The 12,162-nt window shown below is 75.6% G+C and carries 10 protein-coding genes; 5 read left to right on the top strand and 5 right to left on the bottom strand.

The window, feature by feature from the left end; translation table 11 throughout:
- Window position 1: 1 nt before the first annotated feature.
- Together Phou_RS40445 and Phou_RS40440 are read right to left on the bottom strand one after the other, a co-directional pair.
- Window positions 2-679: a response regulator transcription factor gene (locus Phou_RS40445; RefSeq protein ID WP_173067793.1), complete on the bottom strand. Its 678-nt coding sequence runs from the start codon at window positions 677-679 to the stop codon at window positions 2-4.
- Window positions 676-1,830 (bottom strand): sensor histidine kinase, encoded by a 1,155-nt coding sequence (locus Phou_RS40440; RefSeq protein WP_173067790.1) that lies wholly within the window; start codon window positions 1,828-1,830, stop codon window positions 676-678. Before Phou_RS40440 ends, Phou_RS40445 begins: the two co-directional genes overlap by 4 nt.
- Window positions 1,831-2,027: 197 nt before the next feature.
- Between Phou_RS40440 and Phou_RS40435 the strand changes: the two genes are divergently transcribed.
- Window positions 2,028-4,136 (top strand): MMPL family transporter, encoded by a 2,109-nt coding sequence (locus Phou_RS40435; protein WP_173067788.1) that lies wholly within the window; start codon window positions 2,028-2,030, stop codon window positions 4,134-4,136.
- 72 nt (window positions 4,137-4,208) lie between these two features.
- Here Phou_RS40435 and Phou_RS40430 read toward each other — a convergent pair whose 3' ends face one another.
- Together Phou_RS40430 and Phou_RS40425 are read right to left on the bottom strand one after the other, a co-directional pair.
- The gene (locus Phou_RS40430) at window positions 4,209-4,382 is read right to left on the bottom strand and encodes a hypothetical protein (RefSeq protein WP_173067785.1); all 174 of its coding nucleotides are present in this window, start codon (window positions 4,380-4,382) and stop codon (window positions 4,209-4,211) included.
- A 43-nt stretch (window positions 4,383-4,425) separates the two neighbouring features.
- Window positions 4,426-6,057: a sensor histidine kinase gene (locus Phou_RS40425; RefSeq protein ID WP_246274282.1), complete on the bottom strand. Its 1,632-nt coding sequence runs from the start codon at window positions 6,055-6,057 to the stop codon at window positions 4,426-4,428.
- Here Phou_RS40425 and Phou_RS40420 point away from each other — a divergent pair.
- Window positions 6,034-6,438: a hypothetical protein gene (locus Phou_RS40420; protein WP_173067782.1), complete on the top strand. Its 405-nt coding sequence runs from the start codon at window positions 6,034-6,036 to the stop codon at window positions 6,436-6,438. The two genes, Phou_RS40425 and Phou_RS40420, sit on opposite strands and share 24 nt — an antisense overlap.
- Before the next feature lie 28 nt (window positions 6,439-6,466).
- On the opposite strand, the gene Phou_RS40415 is transcribed toward Phou_RS40420, so the two are convergent.
- Window positions 6,467-7,123, bottom strand: coding sequence for a GNAT family N-acetyltransferase (locus Phou_RS40415; protein WP_173067779.1), 657 nt, complete (start codon window positions 7,121-7,123; stop codon window positions 6,467-6,469).
- Window positions 7,124-7,328: 205 nt separating this feature from the next.
- On the opposite strand from Phou_RS40415, the gene Phou_RS40410 reads away from it, so the two are divergent.
- From Phou_RS40410 to Phou_RS40400, 3 genes are read left to right on the top strand one after another with little or no spacing between them, the layout of a single operon-like run.
- Window positions 7,329-11,438, top strand: coding sequence for a SpoIIE family protein phosphatase (locus Phou_RS40410; protein ID WP_173067776.1), 4,110 nt, complete (start codon window positions 7,329-7,331; stop codon window positions 11,436-11,438).
- Window positions 11,435-11,743, top strand: a complete 309-nt coding sequence (locus Phou_RS40405; protein WP_173067773.1) for an STAS domain-containing protein — start codon at window positions 11,435-11,437, stop codon at window positions 11,741-11,743. The genes Phou_RS40410 and Phou_RS40405 overlap by 4 nt, the downstream gene beginning before the upstream one ends.
- The gene (locus tag Phou_RS40400) at window positions 11,730-12,152 is read left to right on the top strand and encodes a hypothetical protein (RefSeq protein ID WP_173067770.1); all 423 of its coding nucleotides are present in this window, start codon (window positions 11,730-11,732) and stop codon (window positions 12,150-12,152) included. The genes Phou_RS40405 and Phou_RS40400 overlap by 14 nt, the downstream gene beginning before the upstream one ends.
- Window positions 12,153-12,162 lie beyond the last annotated feature (10 nt).

Below are 12,162 nucleotides of genomic sequence, written 5' to 3'. Positions count from 1 at the left end.
GTCAGTGCCCGATGTCGTGGGTGCCGGGCTCGACGAGCGCGCTCTCGTAGGCGAACACGACGATCTGGGCGCGGTCACGCAGCCCCAGTTTGGTGAGGATGCTCGACACGTGCGACTTCACGGTCGCCGGCCCGATGTAGAGCTGCTCGGCGATCTCCGTGTTGTTGGCGCCCCGCGCGACGGCCGCGACGATGTCGCGCTCCCGGTCGGTGAGCCGGCCCAGGCGTTCGGCGACGGCGGCGTTGACGCCCGGGCGCGCGGCGAAGCGGCCGATCAGGCGGCGGGTGATCGACGGGGCGATCAGCGCGCCGCCGTCCGCGATCGTGCGCACCGCGGCGGCGAGCTCGTGCGGCGGGATGTCCTTGAGGACGAAGCCGCTGGCACCGCAGCGCAGGGCCTGGTACACGTACTCGTCCGGGTCGAACGTGGTGAGGATCAGGATCCGCACCGGCCAGTCGGCCTCGCGCAGGATCCGGGCCGTCGCCTCCAGGCCGTCGAGCTCCGGCATGCGGATGTCCATGAGGATGACGTCCGGGTGGTGGCGGTGCGCCGCCTCGATCGCCTCGACGCCGGTGCCCGCCTCCGCCACCACCGCGATGTCGGCGTGCGCTCCCAGGATCATGGCGAAGCCGCCGCGTACCAACGCCTGGTCGTCGGCGACGACGACGCTGATCGTCATGATGCCTCTCCGGTCAGCGGAAGGCGGGCGGTGACGCGGAAGCCGCCTTCCGGGCGCGGGCCGGTCGAAAGGCTCCCGCCGAGAAGGGTGGCCCGCTCGCGCATGCCGATGATCCCATGCCCCGGCGTACGCGGGCGGGTCGAGGCGGGCGGCGCGTGGTCGAGTACCTCGATGACCAGGTCCGCGCCCTCCTCCCGCAGGTGCACCTCGGTGCGGGTGCCGGGCCCGCCGTGCTTGAGCACGTTTGTCAGCGCCTCCTGCACGATCCGGTACGCCGACAGCTGCACCCGCGTCGGCAGCGGCGTCCGCAGCCGGTCGGTGACCTCGACGTCGAGCCCCGCCGCGGTGAGCTGGGTGACGAGCCGGGGCAGGTCGGCGAGGCCGGGCTGGGGCCCGAGGCCGCCGCGGTCCGTCTCCGGGCGGAGCACGCCGAGCAGGTGCCGCAGCTCGTCCAGCGCCTGCCGGCCGGCCCGCTCGACGGCGGCCATCGCCTCGCGGGCGCGTTCGGGGTCGGCGGCGACGACCGCCTGCGCGGCACCCGCCTGCACCGTCATCATGCTCACCTGGTGGGCGACCACGTCGTGCAGCTCGCGGGCGATGTGCGTGCGCTCCTCGGTGACGATCCGCCGCGCCTCCGCGGCCTGCTGGCGCAGCCGCTGGGCGGCGCGTTCGGCACGCAGCAGCAGGCGCCGCCCGACGTACCAGACGAGGAACATGATCACGACGCCGGTGACGGTGTCCCCCCACGGGCTGGACCGGATGAGCCCTTCGGCGGTGAGCACCGTGATCGCGGCGGCGAGGCCGACCTGCCCCGCGCGCGCGGTGGCCGCGTACCGGCCGGCGCTGTAGAGCGCGAAGATCGTGAAAAGGCCGGTGTCGTACTCCCCGGTCGGCAGCAACACCGCCCAGCTCGCCACCACCACGCCGAGGACCGCGATCGGGTGCCGGCGGCGCTGGGTGAAGGCGAGGCCGGTGAGCACGAAGACGGCGAAGACGGGCACGGGTATCCCGGTGACGTCCCGCGTGACGATCGTGTCGCGGGGGCCGTCGGTCACCCACACCGTGGGCACGAGCAGCACGGCGGCGAGGACCGCGTCGGCGGCCCTCGGCCACCGCGCGAACGGGCCGTGGAGGCCACGCGTCCGCTCCATCGTTCGCTCCCGCTCGCCGAGATGTACCCGCGCGCTCACGGTAGGCCAGCCCCCGCGGTGCCGTCATCCGCCCGCGAGCGGGGCCCGCCTCCGCCGCCGGGCGGAGGAGCCGAGCCGGCCACCCGCCCGCCGGGGGAACGGTGTGACCGCCCTCCGCCGGGAGACCGGACCCGCCGCCGGCGCCCACGATGTGCGCCATGAACGCCTTCACCCGCCGCCTCGGCACGGCCAGCGCCCGCCGTCCCTGGCTCACGATCGCCGCCTGGCTGGTCGCCGCGACCGCAGTCATCGCGCTGGCCGGTACCGCCGGCGGCGCGTTCGCCGACGACTTCGTCGCGCCCGGCAGCCAGAGCGAGCAGGCCATGGAGCTGCTCGAGGAACGCTTCCCCGAGGCCGCCGGCGGCAGCGCGCTCGCCGTGTTCGCCGCGCCGGACGGGCAGCGCCTGGACGCGCACCGGGCCGGCATCGAGGCCGCCGTGGCGCGGATCGCGGCCACCGAACGGGTCACCGCGGTCGCCGACCCGTTCACCGCCGGCACCGTCTCGGCCGACGGCCGCATCGGGTACGCCGAGATCAGCTTCGACACGCCGGCGATGCGGCTCGGCGCGGCACCGTTCGACGCGATCGACGGCGCCCTGGAACCGGCCCGCCGCGGCGGCCTGGCGGCGGAGCTCGGCGGCGACGCCGCGTTCATCAACGCCGAGACGCCGTCCTCGGGCGCGGAGCTGGCCGGCATCGTGGCCGCCCTGGTGGTGCTGCTCGTCGCGTTCGGCACGGTGGTGGCCGCCCTGCTGCCGATCGTGCTCGCGCTGGTCGTGGTCGCCGCCGGCGTCAGCGGCATCGCACTGCTGGCCAGCGCCACCGAGGTCTCCACCGTCGCACCGACGATCGCCGCGATGATCGGGCTCGGCGTGGGCATCGACTACGCCCTGTTCATCACCGCCCGGTACCGGGAGAACCGCGCCACCGCCCCCGACAACCGCACCGCCCTCGCGGACGCGATGGGCTCGGCCGGGTCGGCGGTCCTGTTCGCCAGCGGCACCATCGTCGTGGCGATGTCGGCGCTGGCCCTGACCGGCATGGGCTTTCTCACCTCGACCGGGCTCAGCACCGCGCTGGTCGTGGTCGCCGCCGCCCTCGCCGCCCTCACCCTGCTGCCCGCGCTGCTCGCGCTGCTCGGCGACCGCATCGACCGCGGCCGGCTCCCGCTGCGCCGCCGCCGCGAGCCCGGCGCCGGGTGGCACCGCCTGGCCCGTCACGTCTCCGGCCGCCCGTGGGCGTACCTGCTCGCCGCCACGGCACTGCTGCTCGCCCTGGCCGCGCCCGCGCTGTGGATGAAGACCGGCTTCCCCGACGCCGGCGACGACGCGACGAGCCTCAGCCACCGGCGGGCCTACGACCTGCTGGCCGAGGGCTTCGGCCCGGGTGTCAACGGCCCGGTGCTGGTGGTCGTCGACCTGCGCGCCCCCGGCGCCACGGCCGGCGACGTGGCCGCGCTGTCCGGCCGGATCGCCGCCGACCCCGGCGTCGCCTCGGTCGGCGCGCCGCTCACCTCCCCCGCCGGCGACACCGCGGTCCTGCGCGTCACCACGACCACGGCGCCCGGCGAGGAGGCCACGTCCGCGACGCTGGAACGGGTCCGCGACCTGGTACCCGCCAACGCCGCCGTCTCCGGCCTCACCGCGATGACCGACGACCTCAGCCGGCACCTCGGTCGCATGCTGCCGGTCTTCGTCGGCGCCATCCTGGCCGCGTCGTTCCTGCTGCTGATGCTGGTGTTCCGCTCGGTGGTGGTGCCGCTCAAGGCGGTCCTGATGAACCTGCTCTCGATCGGCGGCGCCTACGGCGTGATGGTCGCGGTCTTCCAGTGGGGCTGGGGCAAGAGCCTGCTCGGCCTGGAGGAGACGCTCATCGTCCCCTCGCCGCTGCCGACCATCTTCTTCGCCGTCCTCTTCGGACTGTCGATGGACTACGAGGTCTTCCTGCTGTCCCGGATCCGCGAGGCCTACGACGCCAGCGGCGACACGGTGGCCTCGGTCGCCCGCGGCATCGCCGCCACCGGCCGCGTCATCACGTCCGCCGCGCTCATCATGGCGGCGGTGTTCCTCGCCTTCGTGGCCAACCCGTCACCCTTCGCCCGCATGCTGGGCCTGGGCCTGGCGACCGCCGTCCTGCTCGACGCCACGGTGGTCCGCCTGCTGCTGGTGCCGGCCCTGATGACGCTGCTCGGCCGGGCGAACTGGTGGCTGCCCCGCTGGCTGCACCGCCGCATCCCCCGCCTGTCGTACGCACCGAGCCGGTCGTAGCTCTCCCCGCGCGGCCTCACCCGTGCGGCGGGTGAGGCCGCGGTCGCGAGCGCGGGAGCGGACCAAGACCTGTCAGTCGTCGTCCCCGCCGTCGTCGTCATCGTCGTCGTCGCCATCGCCGCCGCCCGGGCAGCCGGTGAGACCCAGCAGGCCGACCGCCGCGCCGGTGGCGAGCAGTGCGCGGCCGAAGAAGGCGCGCCGGTCGATGCGCGGGGTGTCCGCCGTGCCCAGCTCCGTGTCGTCCATGCCGGCATTCTCGCAGCGTGGCGGTACCCCCGGGAAGCCCTTGTCAGCGCGGCAGCCAGAACTCGACCTCGGTGCCCTCGCCCGGCGCGCTGTGGATGGCCGTCGTGCCGCCGAGGTCGGCGATCCGGCCGCGCATCGACTGGGCCACGCCGAGCCGCCCGGCGGCGGCCGCCTCGGCGAGCCGCTCCTCGGCGAACCCGGCGCCGTCGTCGCGGACGGTCACCCGTACCGCGTCTCCCTCGTCCTCCAGCAGCACCCAGGCGCGGGCCGCGGGCCCGGCGTGGCGGCGGACGTTGTCCAGCGCGGCCCGCACCGCGGCCACCAGCTCGGCGGCGGTGCCGGCGGGCAGCACGACGGCCTGGGCCGGCGCCGCGACCTCGACCGTCGCGGAGGCCAGCGCCCGCAGCGCCGCGCCCACGTTCTCGCCGGCGGCCTGCCCACCGGGCGGCGCGCCGGCGGCCTGCCCGCTGAGCAGCGTGCGCAGCGCCGCCTCCTGCTCGGCGGCGAGCGACGCCAGCTCGCCGCCCTGCCCGCCCAGGTCGGCGCCGTGCCGCTGCACCAGCGCCAGCACCTGCAGCACGCCGTCGTGGATGGGGCGGGCCAGCCGGTCCCGTTCCGCGGCGGCCGCCTCCCGGCGGATCTGCTCGGCGTGCCGGCGTTCGGCGCGGCGGGTGGCGAGCATCTGCGCGAAGCCGAGCCCGCCGATCGCCGCCGCCACCACCAGCAGCAGCACCGCCGAGGTGGTCAGGTGGAAGACCGGGTTCAGGTACGACGAGACGGGCAGCCCGTCCTGCAGGTACGTGGCCGCCACCGTCTGCAGGCCGCCCACGGCGAGCACCGCGGACAGCGGGCCGAGCGCGGCGGGCACGGCACCGCGCGGGGCGAGCGCCGGTGCGGTGGCGCCGACGACCGCCGTGGCCGCCGCGGTGATCAGCACGAGCACGAGCAGCGCCGGGGTCGTGTTGCCCGGTTCGGCCAGCTTCTCGGGGTGGCCGGTGGTCGCCGCGTGCGCGATGAACAGCGTGATCGCGCCGAGAACCGACAGCACGGCGGCCAGCGGCACCCGCCACCGGCTCGCAGCCGCCACCGCGCCGGCCGCGACGCCGGCCAGGGCGCCCACCGGGCCCGCCGCGCCGGTCGAGAACAGCGCGGCGATCGCGAGGATCATCGGCGCGACGAGGGCGACCCGCGCCGTCGCGGCGGTCAGCGAACCGGCGAGCGTCCACACCCCGCCGAACGCGGCGAGCACGGTCGCGGCGACCAGCGTTACCGCGCCGGCGATGGCGGTGACCGCGTAGCCGTGCCGGTACAGCGCGGACCAGGAGACGTCGAGCAGCGACGAGAGCCGCTCGACGGTGAGGAACGACAGCGGGATGCTCACGCACATCGCCAGCCCGCCGGCCACCACCAGGCGGATCCGCCGCCACGACCAGGGTGCGGGGCCGGCGGCGTCGGGGTCGCCGCGGCGGGCGTACCAGGCGGCCGGAAGCGCCCCGCCGAGTGCGGCGACCAGCAGCAGGACGTGCCACGTCGGCAGCGACGCGTTGGTGAGCAGCCACCCCGGCCCGGACAGGGCGGTGCCGAACAGCTGCGCGCCGACGGTGAGGCCGGCGACCGCCGCGCCCCAGCCGGCCGCGACCCGGACCAGACCTTGTGCACAGGCCAGCACTCCCACGACCGCGAGGGGTACCCGGCCGAGGCGGCGACGTGCACCGGAAGCGGGTACGTCACGCCCACCGCCTGCGCCGCCACCCCCGGCACGGCGAGCAGCGCGGCGGCGAGCAACAGGTACGGCCACCAGCGCAACGTGGACAGTCCCACGACCGTCGCCGCGATCGGTGCCAGGACGAACCACCAGCCCGCGCCGCGGATCTCGCCGGGCGCCGCGGCGGTGAGCAGGGGCGGCAGCCCGCTGTTGTACCGCGGCGAGGCCCAGATCACGAGCAGCAGGCAGCCGCTCACCCCGGCCAGCACCGCCGCCAGGTCCCGCGCGGGAGCGATCCGTCGAATAAGGGGCACCCGAGCAATATGCCGCAGGCGGGCGGCTGCCACGTGAGTGCCGCTACTCAACCCCGGGTAGGCGCTCAGAGCTCGCGGGTGAACGGTGTCCAGCGCACGCCGTCGCCGTCGCGGTACTCCTCGCCGGGCAGCCAGCCGAGACTGAGGTACAGGCCGCGGGCGGCGGAACTCTCGGCGCGGGCGACAAGGCGCAGCCGGCGCGTGCCGTGCAGCAGCGCGATCCCCGCGTACGACTGGACCATCGCGCGGCCGAGCCCGCTGCGCCGCATCGCCTTCTCCACCGCCAGGTGGCTGAGCACGCCGAAGCGGGTGGGCCGGTCGACGGCGGCCGGACGTGCGCGGGCGCGGCGCAGCGTCGCGCGGTACCCGGCGAGCCGGCCGGCGACCAGCGTGCGGGCCAGCCCCGGGCGGCGCAGCAGCGCCCACACGCCAGCGGCGAGCAGCTTGGCCCGGTGGTGGCGGCCGACGTGCCGCGCGTACGTGCCGTGGTCGACGGTGCCCACCAGGAAGCCGGCGCGCACGCCGTCCACCTCGCCGATCAGCGCCACCGACGCGGGGCTGGTCAGGTACGACCGGTAGTAGCTGCGCAGGAACGCGTCGCCGAGCCGGACGAAGAAGCCCTCCGGCAGGTACCTGCGGTGCAGCCGGGCCACGAACGGCAGGTCGCCGGCGTCCATCGGGCGGACCGTGGCGCGGCGGGCGGGCGCCAGGGTGGCGGTCACCGCGTCCACCGCCCTCCACTGCGCGCAGCGGGTGTGAGCCGAGTGGCTGGTGGGAAGCAAGACATCCGTTTCCCCTCCCGCGACGGTTACCACGACGCGGCGGGTCGCAAACGTACGGGTACCGCTCGTCCAGAGCGCAGCCAGGGAGAGGGTGCAAAATGATCTGGGGTCGGCGGACCGGTCCCACGAAGGGTGTGGCTGGGGGATGCCGGTGGCTGGCCTCGGCGTGTTCAGCGCCGACCCGGAGGTCGGGCGGGACCTCGCGGCGGTCGACTGGGCGGCGACGCCGCTGGGGCCACCCGAGAGCTGGCCGCAGAGCCTGCGCACGGCGGTCAGCATCCTGCTCTCGTCGCGGTTTTCGATGTGGATGGCGTGGGGCCCGGAGCTGACGTTCTTCTGCAACGCCGCCTACCGGCGCGACACCCTCGCCCGCAAGTACCCGTGGGCGCTGGGCCGGCCGGCGCGTGAGGTGTGGGCGGAGATCTGGCCCGACATCGGCCCGCGGATCGACACCGTCCTGTCCGCCGGGCAGGCGACCTGGGACGAGGCGCTGCTGCTGTTCCTGGAGCGGTCCGGCTACCCGGAGGAGACCTACCACACGTTCTCGTACAGCCCGCTGCGCGACGACGGCGGCGTGCCGGTCGGCATGCTCTGCGTGGTCAGCGAGGACACCAAGCGGGTCATCGGCGAGCGCCGCCTGGCGACGCTGCGCGACCTGGGCTCGGACCCCAGCGCGGTGCGCACCGAGCGGGAGCTCCTCGAAAGCGCCAGCCACCAGCTCGGCCGCAACCGCCGCGACCTGCCCTTCACGCTGACCTACCTGTACCAGGACGGCGTGGCCCGGCTGGCGGCCACGACCGGCATACCGGCCGGGCACCCGGCCGCCCCGGCGACCCTGCCGCTCGACAGCGCGGCCGAGGTCTGGCCGAGCGCCGCGCTGGCCAAGGGCGAGACGGTGCTCGTCGAGCTCGACCGGCCGCCGTTCACCGGGCTGCCGGCCGGCGACCTGCCCGGCCCGCCGGAGCGGGCCCTCGTCGTGCCGCTGGCGCAGCAGGGCGGCGGCCCCAACGGGTTCCTGGTCACGGCGCTCAACCGGTACCGGCCGCTGGACGACGGCTACCGCGCCTTCATCGAGCTGGTCGCCGGTCACCTGGCGGCCGAGATCTCCAGCGCCCGCAGCTACCAGGCGCAGCAGCGGCGGGCCGAGGAGCTGGCCGAGCTCGACCGCGCGAAGACCGCGTTCTTCTCCAACATCAGCCACGAGTTCCGCACCCCGCTGACATTGATCATGGGGCCGGTGGAGGAGCTGCGCGGCCGGCTGGCCGGCGCAGACCAGGGTGTGCGCGACGAGCTGGAGGTGATCCACCGCAGCGGGCTGCGGCTGGGCAAGCTCGTCAACACGCTGCTCGACTTCTCCCGCATCGAGGCCGGCCGCATGCAGGCCCGGTTCGAGCCGGTCGACCTCGCGGCCGTCACCGCCGAGCTGGCCAGCGTGTTCCGCTCCGCGGTCGAGCGGGCCGGGCTGGTCCTCGCCGTCGACTGCCCGCCGCTGGACCGCCCGGTGTACCTCGACCTCGCCATGTGGGAGAAGGTCGTCCTCAACCTGCTCAGCAACGCGCTCAAGTTCACCTTCGAAGGCACCATCGGCGTGAGCGTGCGGGCCGGCGACCGGGAGGCGGTGGTGACCGTCGCCGACACCGGCACCGGCGTGGCCGCCGACCAGCTGCCGCGGCTGTTCGAGCGGTTCCACCGCGTGGAAAACGCCCGCTCCCGCTCCAACGAGGGCAGCGGCATCGGCCTGGCGCTGGTGCAGGAGCTGGTGACCCTGCACGGCGGCACGATCACCGCGGACAGCGTCGAGGGGCGGGGCACCCGGTTCTCCATCCGCCTGCCGTACGGCCACGCCCACCTGCCGGAGGAGTCGGTCGCCGCCGCCGCGGGGACTACCGCTGTCTCCGCCACCGCCGACCCGTACGTGCAGGAGGCGCTGCGCTGGCTGCCCGACGGCGAGGACGGCGGACCCGGGTCCGAGGTGGTCACCCGGGCGGGCGAGGGCACGCTCGTCGTGGCCGACGACAACGCGGACATGCGGGAGTACCTGACCCGCCTGCTGACCACCGCCGGCTACCAGGTCGTGGCGGTGGCCGACGGGCAGCAGGCGCTGGAGGCGGTCCGCGCGTCCGCACCCGACCTGCTGGTCAGCGACGTGATGATGCCCAACCGCGACGGGCTGTCGCTGGTGGGCGCGCTGCGTGCCGACCACCGCACCGCCGCCGTCCCGGTGCTGCTGCTGTCCGCGCGGGCCGGGCAGGAGGCGTCCATCGAGGGCCTGCAGGCCGGCGCCGACGACTACCTGGTCAAGCCGTTCGCGGCCGCCGAGCTGCTGGCCCGGGTGCGGGCGAACGTGCAGCTGGCCCGGCTGCGCAACCACCACGCCCGCTGGCGGACCGCGCTTGTCGACTCGATGCAGGAGGCGTTCTTCGTCTGCGACGAGCGGGGCGCGGTGGTCGAGATCAACGCGGCGTTCACCGAGATCCTCGGGTACGGCCCGGAGGACCTGCCGTACGAGCCGGTCCACCCGTGGTGGCCGGACGCCGCCGCCGACCCGGAGGCCCGCCGGCGGGTCGAGCGGGCTTTCGCGACGATGCTCGCGGAGGCCGAGGGCAGCGGCACCGTGCCGGTCACCCACCGCGACGGGCACCGGCTCTGGGTGAGCGCCACGTTCAACCGGGTCCGCGACCCGGACACCCGCCAGGGCGTCGTGGTCGGCACGTTCCGCGACGTCACCGCCGACCACTACGCGATCCAGCGGGAGTCGGCCCTGGCCGCGCTCAGCGTGCGGCTGTCCGGCGCCGCGACGCTCGACGAGGCGCTGTCCGGCGCGCTGGAGGAGCTGCGGGAGCTGTGGTCCGCCGCGGGCGTGTCGGCGGTGGTCTTCCGCGCCGGCTCGGTGCCGGCGCTGACCGCCGTCGCCGGGCGGGCGGCCGAGTGGGGCGACCTCGCCGAGGCCGACCGGGCGGCGCTGGTCGCGCTGCGCGACGGCCCGACGCTGACCGCGGCGACGCTCGACGGGGACGCCGCCGGCATCGCGCTGGAACACCCGGACGGGACCCTGGTACTCCGCCTGGACCTCGGCCCGTCGCGCCCGTTCAGCGGCGACGACCTGCTGCTGCTGTCGCTGCTGGCCGGGCACCTGGCACAGGGGCTGGCCCGCGCTCAGCAGATCGACCAGCAGCGGGAGACCGCGATCGCGTTGCAGCGCTCGATCCTCGGGCCGTCCACGCTGCCGCCCGGTTTCGCCGTCCGGTACGAGCCGGCCGCCCGCCCGCTGGAGGTGGGCGGCGACTGGTACGACATCATCCCGCTGACCGACGGCCGCATCGGCATCGTCGTCGGCGACTGCGTCGGCCGCGGGCTCGCGGCCGCGGCCGTGATGGGCCAGCTGCGCAGCGCCTGCCGCGCGCTGCTGCTGCAGGACCACAGCCCGGCCCGCACGCTGATGACGATGGACCATTTCGCCGCCGGGGTGCCGGGCGCCGCCTGCACCACCGTCTTCTGCGGTGTCCTCGACCCGGCGACCGGGCACCTGACCTACGCCAGCGCCGGGCATCCGCCGGGCATCCTCGCCCTCGCCGACGGCAGCCCGCTGCTGCTGGACGGCGGCCGTTCGCTGCCCCTCGCGGTGCGGCCGGGCCGGGCCCGCGGCCAGGCCGAGCACGCCGTACCGGCCCGCGCCACCATGCTGCTCTACACCGACGGCCTCATCGAGCGGCGCCGCCGGCCGCTCACCGACGGCATCCACCTGGCCGCCAGCGCGGTCCGGGACGGCGCGGACGGCGGCCTGGCGGAGCTGGCCACGGGCATCATGTCGCGGCTGGTCACCGGCGACGGGTACGACGACGACGTCGCCGTCCTGCTCTACCGCCGCCCGGGCCCGGTCGACCTGACCTTCTCCGCCGAGCCGGGCCAGCTCGCGCCGGTGCGCGGGGTGCTGCGGCAGTGGCTGGAGCAGTGCGACGTCTCCGCGCTCACCGCGCAGAACGTGCTCGTCGCCGCGGGCGAGGCGTGCGCCAACGCGATCGAGCACGGCCACCGCCACGCGCCCGGCGGTCCGATCCGGGTGCGGGCGGAGGCGTACGCGCGGCGCCTGCACCTGGCCGTCGCCGACAGCGGCGAGTGGAAGACACCGGCACCCGAGCCGGACGCCTACCGCGGGCGGGGCCTGAAGCTGATGCGCGCGATGATGGACCGGGTAGCCATCGACGCCAGCCCGGGCGGCACCACCGTCGACATGGAAGTGAGGATCGCAGGATGAGCGCACCGCTTGCCATCACTCCCAGCCGGGACGCGGACGGCGCCACCGTCCTGACCGTCACCGGCGAGATCGACATGAGCAACGCCGGCGCGCTCGCCGACGCCCTGGACCGCGCGCCCGCGCCGGTCGTGGTCGACATGTCCGCCGTGGAGTACCTCGACAGCGCCGGCCTGGCCGTCCTCTTCGCCCACGCCGACGGCCTCACGCTCGTCGCCAACCCCCGCCTCGGCCCGGTGCTGACCATCTCCGGCCTCGCCGAGCTCGCCACGGTCCACAATGCGGGTACCGGCGATGACCCGCGCTGAGGAGCTCGACGGCGCCCGCCTGTCCGTCGCGATCTGCGTCCTGCTGCTCTACGGCCCGTTCTTCGCGCTGCTGCTCACCACGCCGCACACCGCCGTCGCGGTGTCGCTCGGGCTGCTGTTCCTGCTCGTCCTGGTCCGCCGGCTGGTCGGGCTGGGCGCCGGCCCCGACCGGATCGGCCTCTACGTGGCGGCGTGGTCGATCGGCCTCGCGCCGACCCTGCTGCTGCTCGCCCTGCACTACGCCCCGCTGATCGACCCGCCCTCACACGCCGCGGTCACCGCGCTGGTGCTGCCCGGGCTGCTGGTGGCCGCGCTCGTGCTGTACATGGTGGACAGATGGTCCGACCCGCCGCCCACCGCGCCGCCGCCCCCGGTGACCAGCGGCGGACGGCAGCAGCCCGGCCGGTAGGGAGCGCGGT

The organism is Phytohabitans houttuyneae (assembly GCF_011764425.1).
Lineage (GTDB): Bacteria > Actinomycetota > Actinomycetes > Mycobacteriales > Micromonosporaceae > Phytohabitans > Phytohabitans houttuyneae.
Note: the sequence above shows the minus strand (reverse complement) of the source record. Positions and strands in the feature narration are given on the sequence as shown.